Annotated in this window: 13 protein-coding genes; 5 read left to right on the forward strand and 8 right to left on the reverse strand. The window is 71.4% G+C overall.

Annotated elements, in window-relative coordinates:
• The first annotated feature begins 53 nt into the window (after positions 1 to 53).
• Both dxs and ACLLJJ_RS34810 read left to right on the forward strand, forming a co-directional pair.
• On the forward strand, positions 54 to 1973 hold the full coding sequence (gene dxs, locus ACLLJJ_RS34805) for a 1-deoxy-D-xylulose-5-phosphate synthase (RefSeq protein ID WP_434598558.1): 1920 nt from the start codon (positions 54 to 56) through the stop codon (positions 1971 to 1973).
• Between the two features lie 228 nt (positions 1974 to 2201).
• Positions 2202 to 3707 carry an amino acid permease gene (locus ACLLJJ_RS34810; protein ID WP_434598559.1) on the forward strand — a complete coding sequence of 502 codons (1506 nt, stop codon included), beginning with the start codon at positions 2202 to 2204 and terminating at the stop codon, positions 3705 to 3707.
• An 83-nt stretch (positions 3708 to 3790) separates the two neighbouring features.
• Here ACLLJJ_RS34810 and ACLLJJ_RS34815 read toward each other — a convergent pair whose 3' ends face one another.
• Complete coding sequence (locus tag ACLLJJ_RS34815) at positions 3791 to 4189, reverse strand: NTP pyrophosphohydrolase (RefSeq protein WP_434598561.1); 399 nt, start codon at positions 4187 to 4189, stop codon at positions 3791 to 3793.
• 98 nt (positions 4190 to 4287) lie between these two features.
• Between ACLLJJ_RS34815 and ACLLJJ_RS34820 the strand changes: the two genes are divergently transcribed.
• Positions 4288 to 5397, forward strand: a complete 1110-nt coding sequence (locus ACLLJJ_RS34820; protein ID WP_434600598.1) for a hypothetical protein — start codon at positions 4288 to 4290, stop codon at positions 5395 to 5397.
• Positions 5398 to 5517: 120 nt separating this feature from the next.
• On the opposite strand, the gene ACLLJJ_RS34825 is transcribed toward ACLLJJ_RS34820, so the two are convergent.
• The 5 genes from ACLLJJ_RS34825 to ACLLJJ_RS34845 form a co-directional block, all read right to left on the reverse strand.
• On the reverse strand, positions 5518 to 7650 hold the full coding sequence (locus ACLLJJ_RS34825) for a 3-hydroxyacyl-CoA dehydrogenase NAD-binding domain-containing protein (protein WP_434598563.1): 2133 nt from the start codon (positions 7648 to 7650) through the stop codon (positions 5518 to 5520).
• Positions 7647 to 8867, reverse strand: a complete 1221-nt coding sequence (locus tag ACLLJJ_RS34830) for a thiolase family protein (protein ID WP_434598565.1) — start codon at positions 8865 to 8867, stop codon at positions 7647 to 7649. Before ACLLJJ_RS34830 ends, ACLLJJ_RS34825 begins: the two co-directional genes overlap by 4 nt.
• A gap of 207 nt (positions 8868 to 9074) precedes the next feature.
• Positions 9075 to 10376, reverse strand: coding sequence for an HRDC domain-containing protein (locus tag ACLLJJ_RS34835; RefSeq protein WP_434598567.1), 1302 nt, complete (start codon positions 10374 to 10376; stop codon positions 9075 to 9077).
• A 78-nt stretch (positions 10377 to 10454) separates the two neighbouring features.
• Entirely contained in the window at positions 10455 to 11117 is a 663-nt protein-coding gene (locus ACLLJJ_RS34840; RefSeq protein WP_283520055.1) for a helix-turn-helix transcriptional regulator, read from the reverse strand.
• Between the two features lie 254 nt (positions 11118 to 11371).
• The gene (locus tag ACLLJJ_RS34845; protein WP_434598570.1) at positions 11372 to 12049 is read right to left on the reverse strand and encodes a DUF3000 domain-containing protein; all 678 of its coding nucleotides are present in this window, start codon (positions 12047 to 12049) and stop codon (positions 11372 to 11374) included.
• Between the two features lie 91 nt (positions 12050 to 12140).
• Here ACLLJJ_RS34845 and hemE point away from each other — a divergent pair, with 91 nt between their 5' ends.
• Positions 12141 to 13208 carry a uroporphyrinogen decarboxylase gene (gene hemE, locus ACLLJJ_RS34850; RefSeq protein ID WP_434598573.1) on the forward strand — a complete coding sequence of 356 codons (1068 nt, stop codon included), beginning with the start codon at positions 12141 to 12143 and terminating at the stop codon, positions 13206 to 13208.
• A gap of 163 nt (positions 13209 to 13371) precedes the next feature.
• On the opposite strand, the gene ACLLJJ_RS34855 is transcribed toward hemE, so the two are convergent.
• Both ACLLJJ_RS34855 and ACLLJJ_RS34860 read right to left on the reverse strand, forming a co-directional pair.
• Complete coding sequence (locus tag ACLLJJ_RS34855) at positions 13372 to 14751, reverse strand: FAD-dependent oxidoreductase (RefSeq protein ID WP_434598575.1); 1380 nt, start codon at positions 14749 to 14751, stop codon at positions 13372 to 13374.
• A gap of 38 nt (positions 14752 to 14789) precedes the next feature.
• On the reverse strand, positions 14790 to 15791 hold the full coding sequence (locus ACLLJJ_RS34860) for a DUF4349 domain-containing protein (RefSeq protein ID WP_434598578.1): 1002 nt from the start codon (positions 15789 to 15791) through the stop codon (positions 14790 to 14792).
• 128 nt (positions 15792 to 15919) lie between these two features.
• On the opposite strand from ACLLJJ_RS34860, the gene hemG reads away from it, so the two are divergent.
• On the forward strand, positions 15920 to 17362 hold the full coding sequence (hemG, locus tag ACLLJJ_RS34865; RefSeq protein ID WP_434598580.1) for a protoporphyrinogen oxidase: 1443 nt from the start codon (positions 15920 to 15922) through the stop codon (positions 17360 to 17362).
• Position 17363: the final 1 nt, after the last annotated feature.

The following is a 17363-nucleotide window of genomic DNA, read 5'->3' on the forward strand; positions in this document are numbered from 1 at the left end:
CATTAGACTCGGTAGACCGGCAAGCCAGACAGTTCAACTGCAAGGAGGCACGGGTGGCTCTGCTGACCCGCATCACGGGACCGCGCGATCTGGACAGGCTCGGCCCTGAGCAGTTGGAACAGCTGGCCGCAGAGATCCGTTCCTTTCTTGTCGACGCGGTCGCCAAGACCGGCGGACACCTGGGCCCCAACCTCGGCGTCGTCGAGCTGACGATCGCGCTGCACCGGGTCTTCGACTCCCCGAAGGACAAGGTCCTCTTCGACACCGGGCACCAGTCGTACGTGCACAAGCTGCTCACCGGCCGCCAGGACTTCGTCGGCCTGCGCACCAAGGGCGGCCTGTCCGGCTACCCCTCGCGCGCCGAGTCCGAGCACGACGTCATCGAGAACTCGCACGCCTCCACGGTGCTGGGCTGGGCGGACGGCCTCGCCAAGGCCAATGAGGTGCTGGCGAAGGATGACCACGTCGTCGCGGTCATCGGCGACGGCGCGCTCACCGGCGGCATGGCCTGGGAGGCGCTGAACAACATCGCCGCCGCCAAGGACCGCCCGCTGGTCATCGTGGTCAACGACAACGAACGCTCGTACGCCCCGACCATCGGCGGCCTCGCCAACCACCTGGCCACCCTGCGCACCACCGACGGCTACGAGCGCTTCCTGGCCCGCGGCAAGGACTTCCTGGAGCGCACCCCGGTCGTCGGCCGCCCGCTCTACGAGACCCTGCACGGCGCGAAGAAGGGCCTCAAGGACTTCATCGCCCCGCAGGGCATGTTCGAGGACCTCGGTCTGAAGTACGTCGGCCCGATCGACGGCCACGACCTGGAGGCCCTGGAGTCGGCGCTGCTGCGCGCCAAGCGCTTCGGCGGCCCGGTCATCGTGCACTGCATCACCGAGAAGGGCCGCGGCTATAAGCCCGCCCTGGAGGACGACGCCGACCGGTTCCACGCCGTCGGTGTCATCCACCCCGACACGGGTCTGCCCATCGCCGCCTCCGGCATGGACTGGACCTCGGTCTTCGGCGAGGAGATGGTCAAGCTCGGCCGGGAGCGCGAGGACATCGTGGCGATCACCGCGGCGATGCTCCAGCCCGTCGGCCTGCACAAGTTCCAGAAGGCCTTCCCCGAGCGCATCTACGACGTCGGGATCGCAGAGCAGCACGCGGCGGTCTCCGCCGCCGGTCTGGCCACCGGCGGCCTGCACCCGGTCTTCGCGGTGTACGCCACCTTCCTCAACCGCGCCTTCGATCAGGTCCTGATGGATGTGGCCCTGCACAAGTGCGGTGTCACCTTCGTGCTCGACCGGGCCGGGGTCACGGGCACCGACGGCGCCTCGCACAACGGCATGTGGGACATGTCGATTCTGCAGTGCGTCCCGACCCTGCGGATCGCGGCCCCGCGCGACGCCGACCAGCTCCGCGCCCAGCTGCGCGAGGCCGTCGCCGTCGACGACGCCCCGACCGTGGTGCGCTTTTCCAAGGGCGCGGTCGGCCCCGCGGTGCAGGCCGTGGGCCGAGTCGGCGGCATGGACGTGCTGCGCGACGCGGACGCCGGAGCCGATCGCCCCGACGTCCTGCTGGTCTCCATCGGCGCGCTCGCGCCCATGTGCCTGGAGATCGCGGCCCTGCTCGACGCCCAGGGCATCACGACGACCGTCGTCGACCCGCGCTGGGTCAAGCCGGTCGACGAGGCGCTCGCGCCGCTCGCCGAGCAGCACCGCGTCGTCGTCACCGTCGAGGACAACAGCAGGGCCGGCGGTGTCGGCTCCGCCGTCGCCCAGGCGCTGCGCGACGCGGGCGTCGACGTACCGCTGCGCGATTTCGGCATCCCGTCGCGCTTCCTCGACCACGCCTCCCGCAAGGAGGTCATGGCCGAGATCGGGCTCACCGCGCCCGACATCGCCCGTCAGGTGACGGGCCTGGTGGCCAAGCTGGACGGCCGGTTGACGGACGCGACGGCCGAGGTCGCGCGCGACTGACACGCCTGACGGCTGATCGTACGAAGAGGCCGGGCCCGGAGCAGCACGCTCCGGGCCCGGCCTTTTTTTCGCCTTTCCTGTGCCGGGTGTGCCGTTCTGGGTACCCCGAAAGGGTCAACTGTGGAGTGATACCGGGCGGCGGCACGCGTGTGCCCCCCGATTCGCTCCGATCATGGGTGCAACTCGCTCATTTCAGGTTGGGCGGGGGTCGACACGCGGAGGTACGCCGTGAGTACGCAGCAGGACCCGGGCCCAGCCGGAGACGGTGTGTTCCGGACCAAGACGGTCGAACAGTCGATCCTCGACACGGAGGAACCGGAGCACGCGCTCAAGAAATCCCTCTCCGCCCTCGACCTGACGGTCTTCGGCGTCGGGGTCATCATCGGCACCGGCATCTTCGTCCTCACGGGCAAAGTGGCCAAGGAGACCGCGGGCCCCGCGACGGCCCTGGCCTTCGTCGCGGCGGGCATCGTCTGCGCCCTCGCGGCCCTGTGCTACGCCGAGTTCGCCTCCACGGTCCCGGTGGCCGGCTCCGCCTACACCTTCTCGTACGCCTCCCTCGGCGAACTCGTCGCCTGGACCATCGGATGGGACCTGGTCCTCGAATTCGCGCTGGGCACGGCGGTGGTGGCGGTCGGCTGGTCGGGCTACGTCCGTTCGCTGATGGACAACATCGGCTGGCAGATGCCCGAAGCGCTCTCCGGGCCCGACGTGGCGGACGGCTTCGGCTTCGACATCCTGGCCTTCGTGCTGGTGCTGCTGCTCACGGTCGTCCTGGTCATCGGCATGAAGCTGTCCGCCCGGATCACCGCGATCGTCGTCGCCATCAAGGTGACCGTGGTGCTGATCGTCATCATCGCGGGCTCCTTCTTCATCGACACGAAGAACTACACGCCCTTCATCCCCGACTCCGTGAAGCAGCCCGCCGGCGCGGGCTTGGACGCGCCCCTGGTCCAGCTGCTGTTCGGTTACGAGCCCACCAACTTCGGCGTCATGGGCATCTTCACCGCCGCATCCGTCGTCTTCTTCGCCTTCATCGGCTTCGACGTCGTGGCCACCGCCGCGGAGGAGACGAAACTGCCGCAGCGGGACATGCCGCGCGGCATCCTCGGCTCGCTGGTGATCTGCACCGTGCTCTACGTCGCCGTGTCCATCGTGGTCACCGGCATGCAGCACTACAGCGAGCTCTCGGTGAGCGCCCCGCTGGCCGATGCCTTCAAGGCGACCGGGCACCCCTTCTACGCCGGTGTCATCAGCTTCGGCGCCGCGGTCGGTCTCACCACGGTGTGTCTGATCCTGCTGCTCGGGCAGACCCGGGTGTTCTTCGCGATGAGCCGCGACGGGCTGCTGCCGCGGTTCTTCTCCGTCACGCACCCCAGGTTCGGCACGCCCTACCGCCCGACCATCCTGCTCGGCGTGATCATCGCGATCGTCGCGGGCTTCACCAGCATCAACGAACTCGCGACGCTGGTGAACATCGGCACGCTCTTCGCGTTCGTCGTGGTCGCCCTCGGCGTGATCGTGCTGCGCCGCACCCGGCCCGAGCTGCACCGGTCCTTCCGCACCCCGTGGGTGCCGCTGGTCCCGATCCTCTCGGTGGCCGCCTCGTTCTGGCTGATGCTCAACCTCCCGGCCGAGACCTGGCTGCGGTTCGGCATCTGGATGCTGCTCGGCTTCGTCATCTATTTCGCGTACGGGCGCAGCCACAGCCGGATGAGCCGCAAGTCCCGCTGACAGAAGCCCAGTTGCCCACCGCGCGCCCGGCCCCGTACGTCCCGCTTCGGATGTGGACTGCGGGGCCGAGCGCCGGGACGGGCCTACGCACGCTCCGCGCCCGCGTCGCCAGGCGCGGGCCGCACCGTGCGCGGACCGGCGCACCGGGCGCCGTACGCCTCGACCCTTCGCCCGAGTTCCCGGTCGGCGGTCACGACCAGCACGGGTCTCGCCCCCGTCTCCACCACGAGCTCCACGATCCGGTCGTCCCCGCTGCCGGGCGCCGACTCGACCCGCACCCCGGGCACGGACTGGACGCCGCGGGCCGCGCCCTCCACGACGAGGACGATGTCGAGGGGGCCTCGGTGGCCGGGGATGCCCTGCTCGGCGTACGTCCCGAGGTGGTCCCGCAGTCGCTCGGCCGCCCCGCGCCGGTCGCGCCACCAGCCGTCCGGGACGGACCCGACGACATTCGCCGCATCCACGATCACCAGAGTTCTCATACCATCAGCGTGGCATGCGCAGCGGTCGCCACCAGCCAAAACGCTATGCTTGTTCGAAAGCAGGAAGCACCGATGCACGGAAGGCTGGCGTGACGCCAATGAGGCCGCGGGCCGCAGGCAAGTCCGAGCGAAAGCTTCCGCCGCCGCAGTCCGGCACCCCGGCGGCCACCGCCCCCCGGTCCGCGCGCTGGCTGCTGCGCGGCAAGGACAACAGGCTCACGGCGTACGCGCCCACCCCCGGCGGGGTGCTGCGCTGGACGGAGACGGTTCCCGGCGGCCCCGACTGGTCGGGCCCCGAGCTTTTCCCGGCCCCCGACATCGACGATCTGGTCCTGGCCCAGGGGCCGGACGGCTATGTGCACCTCATCGGCCGCCGCCGGAAGGGGCAGGCCGTCCAGAAGGGGCCGGCCGTCGACATCGTGCACGCGATCCAGTACCAGACGGGCCGTCCGCTGACCGCCTGGCACTCGCTGGGCAACCCGTACGCGGACGCGGACCGCATCGCGCGGATCGGCGCCCCGGCCGTCACGGTCAACGCGGCGGGCTCGGTCCATGTCTTCGTACGCAACGCGGGCGGCGGCGTGCAGATGCGCAGGCAGGCCGCGAACGGCAAGTGGGAGAACTGGAAGGACCTGCGCGGCAGCAGGACCCAGGACCACCCGGCGGCGGTGGCCACGGCCGCCGGCACGGTGGAGGTGCTGGCCGCGGCGGACGGCAGGGCGCTGCGCTGGACGCAGGAGAAGCCGGGCGGTGAGCTGAAGCAGGCCGAGGACATCGTGCTCAGCCCGGTGGCGGGCACCGTCACGGGGCTGGAGACCGCCGAGGGCGCGGTCACCTACTACTGGAACGACGCGGCCTCCAAGGGCATCACCGCACACCGTCCCGGGGCGGACAGCGTCCCCCTGGGCGGCACGCCGTCGGACGGCCCCCTCGCGGTCCTGCGCACCGCGATCGACGGCCACGACTGCACGGTCCTGGCCCACCGCGGCGGCGACGGCCACCCCGTCCTGGCGGCCTGCGTCACGCAGGCGGAGGCGGACGGCGTGTGGTGGACGGAAACGGGCGACGAGACCCTGGGCGCACCGGCGCTCGCGGTGGACGCGAAGGGCCGCGTGGTCATGGCGGTCATCGGCGCGGACGGCGGGCTCCACGTGGCCCGTCAGAAGCCGGAGGAGGGCCTGGCCCTGGCGGCCTGGGCCCGCGCCTGAGAGCACGCACCGCCGCGCGTCACGGCCGGCCCGGGAGCGCGCGGCGCCGCCCGGCGGGACATACGGAACGGGCCGTACGGATTCTCTCCGTACGGCCCGTTCCGTCATGTCCGTCAGGTGTTACGCGGGGACGCTCGCCACGCCCTGCGCCAGGAACTTCTTGCCGTACACGCGCTCCGAGTAGCCCTCACGGTCCAGGTACGGCGTGATGCCGCCCAGGTGGAAGGGCCAGCCGGCGCCGGTGATCAGGCACAGGTCGATGTCCTGGGCCTCGGCCACGACACCCTCGTCGAGCATCAGGCCGATCTCCTGCGCCACCGCGTCCAGGACACGGGTGCGGACCTGGTCCGCGGTCAGGACCTGGTCGCCCTGCTTGAGGAGCGCCTCGACCTCCGGGTCCAGCACGGGCGCACCCGTGTCGTAGACGTAGAAGCCGCGCTTGCCGGCCTTGACCACCGCGGCCAGGTTCTCCGAGACGGTGAAGCGCTCCGGGAAGGCACGGTTCAGGGTCTCGGAGACATGCAGACCGATGGCCGGGCCGACCAGCTCCAGCAGGACCAGCGGGGACATCGGCAGACCGAGGGGCTCGATGCCCTTCTCGGCGACCGCGACGGGGGTGCCCTCGTCGATGATGTTCTGGATCTCGCCCATGAAGCGGGTGAGGATGCGGTTGACGACGAACGCCGGGGCGTCCTTCACCAGGACCGCGGTCTTCTTCAGCTTGCGGGCCACACCGAAGGCCGTGGCCAGTGCGGCGTCGTCCGTCTGCTCGCCGCGGACGATCTCCAGGAGCGGCAGGATCGCGACGGGGTTGAAGAAGTGGAAGCCCACGACCCGCTCGGGGTGCTTGAGCTTCGACGCCATCTCGGAGACCGAGAGCGAGGAGGTGTTGGTGGCGAAGATCGCGTGCGCCGGGGCGACCGCCTCGACCTCGGCGAACACCTGCTGCTTGACGCCGATCTCCTCGAAGACCGCCTCGATGATGAAGTCCGCGTCGGCGAAGCCGTCGGCCTTGTCCAGCACACCGGTGACCAGGGCCTTGTAGCGGTTGGCCTTGTCCTGGTTGATGCGGCGCTTGCCGAGCAGCTTGTCGATCTCGGCGTGGACGTAGCCCACACCCTTGTCGACGCGCTCCTGGTCGATGTCCGTCAGGACGACGGGGACCTCGAGGCGGCGCAGGAAGAGCAGCGCCAGCTGCGAGGCCATCAGGCCCGCGCCGACGACGCCGACCTTGGTGACCGGGCGGGCCAGCGACTTGTCCGGCGCACCGGCCGGGCGCTTGGCGCGCTTCTGGACCAGGTTGAAGGCGTAGATGCCGCTGCGCAGCTCGCCGCCCATGATCAGGTCGGCGAGAGCGACGTCCTCGGCGTCGAAGCCGGCGCCCAGGTCGCCGTCCTTCGCCGCCGCGATGATCTCCAGTGCGCGGTACGCCGCCGGGGCCGCGCCGTGCACCTTGGAGTCCGCGATCGCCCTGCCGCGCTCCACGGCCTGGTCCCAGGCCGCGCCGCGGTCGATTTCCGGCCGTGCGACCTGAAGCTCGCCGCGCAGCACCGCGGACGTCCAGATCAGCGACTGCTCCAGGAAGTCCGCGCCCTCGAAGATCGCGTCCGCGATCCCGAGCTCGAAGACCTGCTTGCCCTTGAGCTGCCTGTTCTGGTTGAGCGAGTTCTCGATAATGACCGAAACCGCTCGGTCCGCACCGATCAGGTTCGGCAGCAGCGCGCAGCCGCCCCAGCCCGGAACCAGCCCGAGGAAGACCTCGGGGAGGGAGAAGGCGGGGAGCGCGGCGGTGACCGTACGGTACGAGCAGTGCAGGCCGACTTCGACGCCGCCGCCCATCGCCGCACCGTTGTAGTACGTGAAGGTGGGGACGGCGAGGCCGGAGAGGCGGCGGAAGACGTCGTGGCCGCCCTTGCCGATGGCCAGCGCGTCCTCGTGGCGCTTCAGCAGCTCCACGCCCTTGAGGTCGGCGCCGACCGCGAAGATGAACGGCTTGCCGGTGATGCCGACGCCGACGATCGTGCCCTCGGACGCCTCCTTCTCGACCTGGTCGATGGCGCGGTCGAGGTTGCCCAGCGACTGCGGCCCGAAGGTGGTCGGCTTGGTGTGGTCCAGGCCGTTGTCCAGCGTGATGAGCGCGAAGCGCCCCGCGTGGGAGGGCAGGTCGATGTGGCGTACGTGCGCCTGCGTGACGACCTCGCCGGGGAACAGCTCGGCCGCGCCCTTCAGAAGCTCAGCGGTAGTGGTGCTCACTTGTTGCCTCCGTCAAAATGCGGGTTCTCCCAGATGACCGATCCGCCCATGCCGAAGCCGACGCACATGGTGGTGAGGCCGTACCGGACGTGCGGCTGCTCCTCGAACTGCCGCGCCAGCTGCGTCATCAGGCGTACGCCCGACGAGGCCAGCGGGTGGCCGAACGCGATCGCGCCGCCGTACTGGTTGACGCGCGGGTCGTCGTCCGCGATGCCGTAGTGGTCGAGGAACGCCAGCACCTGCACGGCGAAGGCCTCGTTGACCTCGAACAGTCCGATGTCGGAGATGGACAGACCGGCCTTGGCCAGCGCCTTCTCCGTCGACGGGACCGGGCCGATGCCCATGACCTCGGGCTCGACGCCCGCGAAGGCGTAGGAGGCCAGGCGCATCTTGACCGGCAGACCCAGCTCGCGCGCCACGTCCTCGGCGGCGATCAGGGAGGCGGTCGCACCGTCGTTCAGACCCGCGGCGTTGCCCGGGGTGACCCGGCCGTGCGGGCGGAACGGAGTCTTGAGGCCGGCCAGGTTCTCCAGCGTGGTGCCGGGGCGCATCGGCTCGTCGGACACCGCCAGACCCCAGCCGGTCTCGCCGGCGTCCGAGTTGGTGCGGCGCACGGAGACGGGCACCAGGTCGGCCTGGATCTTGCCGTCGGCGTACGCCTTGGCGGCCTTCTCCTGGGAGCGGACCGCGTACTCGTCCGAGCGCTGCTTGGTGATGGCCGGGAACCGGTCGTGCAGGTTCTCGGCGGTCATGCCCATGAAGAGGGCGGACTCGTCGACGAGCTTCTCCGACACGAACCGCGGGTTCGGGTCGACACCCTCGCCCATGGGGTGACGGCCCATGTGCTCGACACCGCCGGCGACGGCGATGTCGTAGGCACCGAAGGCCACGCCGCCCGCGATGGCGGTCACGGCGGTCATCGCGCCCGCACACATGCGGTCGATGGAGTAGCCGGGGACGGTGGTGGGCAGACCCGCGAGAATGCCGGCGGTGCGGCCCAGCGTCAGGCCCTGGTCGCCGATCTGCGTGGTCGCCGCGAGGGCGACCTCGTCGATGAGGGCGGGGTCGAGATCCGGGTTGCGGCGCAGCAGCTCCCGGATGCACTTGACGACGAGGTCGTCCGCGCGGGTCTCGTGGTAGATGCCCTTCGGGCCCGCCTTGCCGAACGGGGTGCGGACGCCGTCGACGAAGACGACGTCCCTGACGGTACGAGGCACGATGGCTCTCCTCCAGGGAACGGGGTGGCACTGCAGCACGCACGCACGCCGCGAAGGCGTGCTGCGTACCGCCATGCTACTTGCGGGTAACCAAGCTGCCCACCCCCCACGGCGGGAGCGTCGAACGTCACAGTCGGAAAACCCCACGGGCCGCCTCGAAGGAGGCGGCCCGTGGGGCTCGGTGTGGCCTTGCCGCGGCGGGCGCGGTCAGGCGGCGGCGCCGAGCGCCATCGTCAGCAACGGCGTGACCAGGTCGATCTGCCACTGCCGTGCGCCGTACGTCGCCAGCGAGGCCGCCACCGCCTCCGGTGACGGGTCCGCCGGCGGCTCCCAGCACACCCGGCGCACCGTGTCCGGGGTGATCAGATTCTCCTGCGGCATGTTCAGCTCCTCGGCGAGAGCCGTGACCGCCGCCCGCGCCGCCGACAGACGGGCCGCGGCGACCGGGTCCTTGTCCGCCCAGGAACGCGGCGGGGGCGGGCCCGTCATGGCCTGGCCTGGCTGCGGGAGCTCCAGGTCGGGCAGCGCCCTGGCGCGGTCGACCACGGCCTGCCACTGGTCGAGCTGGCGACGGCCCATGCGGTGGCCGAAGCCGGGCAGCGCGGTCAGCGTCTGGGTGTCCAGCGGCACGGCGAGGGCGGCCTCGATGATCGCGGTGTCGCTCAGGACCTTGCCGGGCGACACGTCGCGGCGCTGGGCGATCTTGTCCCGGGCGTTCCACAGCTCGCGCACGATCGCCATCTGCCGACGCCGCCGCACCTTGTGCATGCCCGAGGTGCGCCGCCAGGGGTCCTTGCGCGGCGGCGCGGGCGGAGCCGACGCGATCGCGTCGAACTCCTGGTGGGCCCAGTCCAGCTTGCCCTGCCGGTCGAGCTCCTTCTCCAGCGCGTCCCGGAGGTCGACAAGGAGCTCGACATCGAGCGCCGCGTAGCGCAGCCAGGGCTCGGGCAGCGGGCGGGTGGACCAGTCGACCGCGGAGTGGCCCTTCTCCAGGGCGTATCCGAGGACGGACTCGACCATCGCGCCCAGCCCCACGCGCGGGAAGCCCGCGAGCCGGCCGGCGAGCTCGGTGTCGAACAGCCGGGAGGGGGCCATGCCTATTTCACGCAGGCACGGGAGGTCCTGGGTGGCCGCGTGGAGGATCCACTCGGTGTCGGCGAGGGCGTCGCCGAGGGTGGAGAGGTCGGGGCAGCCGACCGGATCGATGAGCGCGCTGCCCGCGCCCGCACGGCGCAGCTGTACGAGATAGGCCCGCTGGCCGTAGCGGTAGCCGGACGCGCGCTCGGCGTCGACGGCGACAGGTCCGGTGCCCGCGGCGAACGCCGCGACCACCTCGGCCAGTGCTTCGGCGGTGGTAACCACGGGGGGGATGCCCTCGCGGGGCTCCAGCAAGGGAATCGGCGCCGGTTCGACGTCGGCCGGGGCCTGCGACGGCGGCGGCAGCCGTCGCTCGTCCCCGGGGATTCGCAGGTCTGGCTCTGCTGCGGTCGTCTCTTGGGCGTCGGTCACGTGCAAAGGGTATCTGTGTATGGACAGCGCCCGCCGACGGAACGTTCCGTCGGCGGACGCTGGAGGGTTGCGAACCGGTCAGTGGATGATTCCGGTGCGCAGAGCCACCGCGACCATGCCGGCGCGGTCACCCGTGCCGAGCTTGCGCGCGATGCGTGCGAGGTGGCTCTTGACGGTCAGGGCGGACAGTCCCATCGAGACGCCGATGGCCTTGTTGGACTGGCCTTCCGCGACCAGCCGCAGCACCTCGACCTCACGGCCGGAGAGCTCGCGGTAGCCGCCCGGGTGGCTCGGGGACCCCGGGGGGCGGCGGTGCATTCGTGCTGCCGCGGCGCCGATGGGGGCGGCGCCGGGGCGGTTGGGATGCCCGATGTTCGTGCGGGTGCCGGTGACGACATAGCCCTTCACGCCGCCCGCGAGGGCGTTGCGTACGGCGCCGATGTCGTCGGCGGCGGAGAGGGCGAGGCCGTTGGGCCAGCCCGCGGCACGGGTCTCGGACAGCAGGGTCAGCCCGGAACCGTCGGGCAGGTGGACATCGGCGACACAGATGTCGCGCGGGTTGCCGATGCGAGGGCGTGCCTCCGCGATGGACGAAGCCTCGATGACGTCGCGCACTCCAAGGGCCCACAGGTGGCGGGTGACGGTGGAGCGGACGCGCGGGTCGGCTACGACGACCATGGCCGTCGGCTTGTTCGGGCGGTAGGCGACCAGGCTTGCGGGCTGCTCGAGGAGAACGGACACCAGGCCTCCTGGGGGGAGTGGCGGACGGACCGGCTCGGGGATGAAGCCGGGGCGAACCGTGCTGGAAGGGTCAATGACCTCTTCGGCAGCAGTGCCGCTCTCCTTTAGGGAAAGATCACGATTTAGTGAGTAACAATTCGGGCAATTCAGACAAACGATCGATCATGTGAAGAAATGGGAACGCGAGGGGAACGCGCCCCGAGCGCCCCGGGCGCGCGAAAGGCGCGCCCGAAGGCGCGCCCCGGCACGTTCTCCTACGAGGTCTGGGGCCCGCGCCGCTGCGGCAGCGACACCACGCCCGCACCCGCGTCCACCGAGCCGGAACCCGGCCCGCCGACGGGCGCCGGCGGCAGCCCCGCGAGCTGGCACAGCAGATCGCACCAGGCCGCCAGGTGCGCGGCGGTGTCCGGTACGCCGCCTCGGCCCTCGCGGGGGGTCCACGACGCACGGATCTCGATCTGGGTCGCGGGACGCCGGTCCGCCAGCCCACCGAAGTAGTGCGAGCCGGCCCGGGTGACGGTGCCGCTCGCCTCCCCGTACGACAGGCCGCGCGACTCCAGTGCGCCGGTCAGCCAGGACCAGCACACCTCGGGCAGCAGCGGGTCGGCCGCCATCTCCGGCTCCAGTTCCGCCCGTACGAGCGTCACCAGCCGGAACGTCCCCTGCCAGGCGTCGTGCCCCGCGGGGTCGTGCAGGAGCACCAGTCGGCCGTCCGCCAGATCGTCCTCGCCGTCGACGACCGCCGCCTCCAGGGCGTAGGCGTACGCCGCGAGTCGTTTGGGCGGTCGGGTCGGATCGACCTCGATCCCTGGACGCAGCCTCGCCGTACGCAGGGCGTCGACCGCCTGACGGAACGCGGGCGGGGCGGAGTTGTCCTCCGTGCCACCCATGTCGTCAGCATCATCCGAAAGTCGTCCCTGAGCCGGAGCCATGCGGGGAAGAGTAGGCGGAACGAGGGCTTCGCGCAGGGACAGACACCCTGCCCGGGACGACGGCTTCGGCGCGCGTGCGAAGATTCTGGGCGTGAGTGCCAACCACCGCCCCTCGGGCCGACCGCAGAGCCAGACGTACGACTCCACCTTCCTCAAGGCATGCAGGCGCGAACCCGTGCCGCACACGCCGGTGTGGTTCATGCGGCAGGCGGGGCGCTCGCTGCCGGAATACCTGAAGGTGCGCGAGGGAATCGCGATGCTCGACTCGTGCATGCGGCCCGACCTGGTCGCCGAGATCACCATGCAGCCCGTACGACGTCACAAGGTCGACGCGGCGATCTACTTCAGCGACATCGTGGTGCCGCTCAAGGCCATCGGGATCGACCTGGACATCAAGCCGGGCGTCGGCCCGGTCGTCGCCCAGCCGATCCGCAGCCGCGCCGATCTCGCACAGCTGCGCGACCTCACGCCGGACGACGTCGCGTACGTGACCGAGGCGATCGGCATCCTCACGGGCGAGCTCGGGTCCACTCCGCTCATCGGATTCGCGGGTGCGCCATTCACTCTCGCGAGTTACCTCGTGGAGGGCGGTCCCTCGCGCAACCACGAGCACACCAAGGCCCTGATGTACGGCGACCCGCAGCTGTGGGCCGATCTGCTCGACCGGCTCGCGGAGATCACCTCGGCGTTCCTGAAGGTGCAGATCGAGGCCGGCGCGTCCGCCGTGCAGCTCTTCGACTCCTGGGTCGGCGCGCTCTCGCCCGCCGACTACCGGCGCTCGGTGATGCCCGCCTCGGTCAAGGTCTTCGAAGCGGTCGCCGGGTACGGCGTCCCGCGCATCCACTTCGGTGTCGGTACGGGCGAGCTGCTCGGTCTGATGGGCGAGGCCGGCGCGGACGTCATGGGCGTCGACTGGCGCGTCCCGATGGACGAGGCGGTGCGGCGGGTCGGACCCGGCAAGGCGCTGCAGGGCAACCTCGACCCGGCGGTCCTCTTCTCCACCACCGAGGCGGTCAGGACCAAGACCCGCGAGGTGCTGGACGCGGCGGCGGGCCTCGACGGGCACATCTTCAACCTCGGCCACGGGGTGCTGCCGACGACGAACCCGGACGCGCTGACCCGCCTGGTCGAGGACGTCCACGAGCAGACGGCACGGTAGGAGCGGGCGCCTGCGCGCCGGACGGGCTGAAAGAAATCTTTCAGCCCGTCCGGCGATTGAGGACCGGGGCCTGGGGCGTCCGGGGCCTGGGGCGTCCGGGGCCTGCCCCGGTGCCGGGAAGGGGCGGGTAAGGGGACAAGCCCGCCGCAGGCGCCCCCAGCCCCTACGCCCCCGCCTTCCGCACCGCGGCCACCGCCTTGCGCGCCGCCACCAGGACCGGGTCCCAGACGGGGGAGAACGGCGGCGCGTACCCCAGGTCCAGGGCCGTCATCTCGTCCACCGTCATCCGCGCGGTGAGTGCGACCGCCGCCACGTCCACCCGCTTCGCCGCACCCTCCCGGCCGACGATCTGCACGCCGAGCAGCCGCCCCGTGCGCTTCTCCGCCGTCATCTTCACCGTCATCATCGACGCGTCCGGGTAGTAACCGGCGCGGCTCGTCGACTCGATGGTCACGGTCACGAACTGCAGGCCCTCCGCCCGCGCGTCCCTCTCGCGCAGCCCCGTGCGGGCGATCTCCAGGTCGCAGACCTTGCTGACCGCCGTGCCCACGACCCCCGGGAACGTGGCGTAACCGCCGCCCACGTTCGACCCGATGATCTGGCCGTGCTTGTTCGCGTGGGTGCCGAGCGCGATGTGGCGCAGCCGACCCGACACCAGGTCGAGTACCTCCACACAGTCGCCGCCCGCCCAGATGTTGTCGTGCCCCCGCACCCGCATCGACAGATCGGTGACCAGCCCCCCGGACCCGCCGAGCGGCAGCCCCGCCGCGCGGGCCAGGGCGGTCTCCGGCTCGACACCGATGCCCAGGACCACGACATCAGCCGGATACCGCGCGTCCTTCGTCGCGACCGCGGTGACCCGGCCGTCGTCGCCGGTGAGGACCTCGGTGACCTCGGCCCCCGAGACGGTGGTGATGCCCATGCCGTTCATCGCGTCGCGCACCAGACGGCCCATGTCCGGGTCGAGGGTCGCCATCGGCTGCTCGCCGCGGTTGAGCACCGTCACCTCGTAGCCCCGCCGGACCAGCGCCTCGGCCATCTCGACCCCGATGTAACCGGCGCCGACGACCACCGCCCGCCGGCCCTTCGTCTTCTCCAGGGTGTCGATGAGGGCCTGGCCGTCGCCGAGGGTCTGTACGCCGTGCACCCCGGGCGCGTCGATGCCCGGCAGCGAAGGCCGCACCGGACGGGCGCCCGTCGCGACGATCAGCTTGTCGAAGCCGGTCCAGGACTCCGCACCCGATGCGGCGTCGCGGGAGCGGACCCGCTGCCCGGCGACATCGATCCCGGTGACCTCGGTCCTGACCCGCAGATCGATGTCGCGCTCGCGGTGCTCCTCGGGCGTACGGGCGATCAGGGCGTCGGGGCCCGCCACTTCGCCGCCGACCCAGTACGGGATGCCGCACGCCGAGTACGAGGTGAAGTCGCCGCGCTCGAAGGCGACGATCTCCAGCTCTTTCCTGCCCCTGAGCCGGCGGGCCTGCGATGCGGCGGACATGCCCGCCGCATCGCCCCCGATGACCACCAGTCGCTCCGCCGCCATCGCGTGTCCTCCTCAGTGTGTGAACCCTGAGAACAGTCTCACTCCTGCGGCTTCTCCCCGGCGGGCGGCCCGACCGGAGTGGCCGCGGCGGCAGCCGGGGCCGGTGTCCGCCGCAGCGGCAGCCGGTCGCGCAGCAGACGCCACAGGAGATACAGCACGGCGAGCGCGGCGGCGAACGGAGCGACCGCGCCGAGCGCCATGGCGACCCACTTCAGGGTCGTGACGAACGCGTCCCAGCCGCCCCCGAGCGCGTCCAGGAAACCGGGGTCGTCGTCCTTGGGGTCCTTCTTCGGCTCGGTCTCGGAGAGTTCGAGGGTGATCGTCGCCATGGTCGTGCGGTCCTTCAGCGACTCCTGCTGCGCGAGCAGCGCCTCCAGATTCGTCTGACGGGTGGTCAACTCGCTCTCGGTCATGACCAGATCGCTGATCTTCGTCGCCTTGTCCATCATCACGCGGATGCGCGCGATGCTGGTCCGCTGCGACGTGATGCGGCTCTCGACGTCCACCACCTCACCGGTGACGTCCTTGGCCTCGGCCTTGCGGCTCAGCAGCTTTCCGGTGCCCGCCAGTTCCTTGAGCACGGCGTCGTACGCGTCCTGCGGGACCCGCAGGACCACCCGCGAGAAGACATGATCGTCCTCGGTCCGCTCGGTGCTCTCGTTTCCGACGATGCCGCCCGCCCTCTCGGCCGCCGAACGGGCCCTGGCGAGCGCCTTGGGCGCGCTGTCGACCTGAATGTCGAGGGACGCGGTGCGGACGACGTGGCTCGCGGCGCGCGGGAGTTTCTGCTGCCCCGCGCGATCGGCGGGCTTGCCGGCCCCCGACGCGTTCCCGTTGTCCGGGCCCTTGGCCCCGGCGTCCTCGTCAGGGCCGTCGGCGACGCCGCCGTAGCCCCGCTCCTCGGGCGCCGCGGCCTTGTCGTTCGATGTCGCGCCCTCGCCGTCCCCGCCCGCGCACCCCCCGAGTGCCAGCGAGGCGGTGAGCAGGGCGGCCGCGAGGACCTTGAGAGAACGATGCCCGGGCGTACGTACTGCACGCATGTCGGCTCCCCCGAATGTTGGTGATGAATGTTGCCGGTTCGACGTGGGAGGCATCAGAACGGGTTGCCCAATGCGGGTCCCGAAGCGGTCACGTTCGGGACTCGTTCAGGGTTTGAGAGAGTGGACCCATGCAGCGTTCTTCGCACCACGTGGACCCCCGCGCGCGCCATGTCGTCGTCATCGGCGGCGGGATCTCCGGTCTCGCCGCCGCGCACCGGCTCACCGGCGCCGGCGTGCGCGTGACTCTGCTCGAAGCCACCCATGGGCTCGGCGGCAAGCTGCTGGCGGGTGAGATCGCGGGCGCGGCCGTCGACCTGGGCGCCGAGTCGATGCTCGCGCGACGGCCCGAAGCGGTTGATCTCGCGCGCGAGGTGGGGCTCGGCGACCGGCTTCAACCGCCCGCCACCGCCACCGCGTCCCTGTGGAACCGGGGCACCCTCCAGCCGATGCCCAAGGGACACGTCATGGGGGTGCCCGGCGACCCCGCGGTGCTCGGCGGAGTCATCTCCGAGAACGGCCTCGCCCGCATGGGACAGGACCACGAACTCGCCCGTACCGAGGTCGGCGAGGACATCGCGATCGGCGAGTACGTCGCGGCCCGCCTCGGCCGCGAGGTCGTCGACCGGCTCGTGGAGCCGCTGCTCGGCGGGGTGTACGCGGGAGATGTGTACCGGACCTCGATGCGGGCCGCCGTACCGGCACTCTTCGAGGCGGCCAGGACGCACGACTCACTCCTCGACGGCGTACGCGACATCCAGCGACGAGCCGACGAGAAGCAGCAGACGGGTCCCGTGTTCATGGGCATCGAAGGGGGCGTGGGCACGCTGCCGCACGCCGTCGCCGACTCCGTGCGCGCCCGGGGCGGCGAGATCCTGCTGGACGCCCCGGTCATCGGGCTGACCCGCGGCGCCACCGGCTGGCTCGTGCGCACCGACGCGCTGCTGATCGAGGCGGACGCCGTTGTTCTCGCGTCGCCCGCCTGGGCGGCCTCCGCGCTCCTCGGGGCCGAGTCACCGGCCGCGGCCACCGAGCTGTCGACCGTCGAGTACGCCTCAATGGCCCTGGTGACCATGGCGTTCCGGCGGGAGGACATGGCCGGGATGCCGCAGGGGTCCGGCTTCCTGGTGCCGCCCGTCGACGGGCACACGATCAAGGCCGCCACCTTCTCCACCCGCAAGTGGGGCTGGGTGGACGCGGGCGCCCCCGACCTCTTCCTGCTGCGGACCTCCATCGGCCGGTACGGCGAGGAGGAACACCTGCACCGCGAGGACGCCGAGCTCGTCGGTGTGTCACTGCGCGATCTCGGCGCCGCGACCGGGCTCGCGGCCCGGCCGGTGGCCACCGAGGTCACCCGCTGGATCGGAGGCCTCCCGCAGTACCCCGTCGGGCACACCGCCCGCACCGCGCGCGTCCGCGAAGAGGTGGCGAAGCTCCCCGGTCTGCGGGTCTGCGGGGCGGCGTACGACGGAGTCGGCATCCCCGCCTGTGTCGCGAGCGCCGCGCGTGCCGCCGACGAGATCATGGTCACCCTGGCCCCGGCGCGGGGCACGGATCACGGCGCGGGAGAATAGC

Origin of the sequence: Streptomyces sp. A5-4, assembly GCF_051131715.1 — a bacterium.
GTDB lineage: Bacteria > Actinomycetota > Actinomycetes > Streptomycetales > Streptomycetaceae > Streptomyces.

Bases quoted from the DNA above. Each gene is read 5' to 3' on its own strand.
- ACLLJJ_RS34815 (WP_434598561.1), bottom strand. From the start codon at position 4,189: ATGAGAACTCTGGTGATCGTGGATGCGGCGAATGTCGTCGGGTCCGTC.
- ACLLJJ_RS34820 (WP_434600598.1), top strand. From the start codon at position 4,288: ATGAGGCCGCGGGCCGCAGGCAAGTCCGAGCGAAAGCTTCCGCCGCCG.
- ACLLJJ_RS34845 (WP_434598570.1), bottom strand. From the start codon at position 12,049: ATGGCTCCGGCTCAGGGACGACTTTCGGATGATGCTGACGACATGGGT.
- ACLLJJ_RS34855 (WP_434598575.1), bottom strand. From the start codon at position 14,751: ATGGCGGCGGAGCGACTGGTGGTCATCGGGGGCGATGCGGCGGGCATG.
- ACLLJJ_RS34860 (WP_434598578.1), bottom strand. From the start codon at position 15,791: ATGCGTGCAGTACGTACGCCCGGGCATCGTTCTCTCAAGGTCCTCGCG.
- hemG (WP_434598580.1), top strand. From the start codon at position 15,920: ATGCAGCGTTCTTCGCACCACGTGGACCCCCGCGCGCGCCATGTCGTC.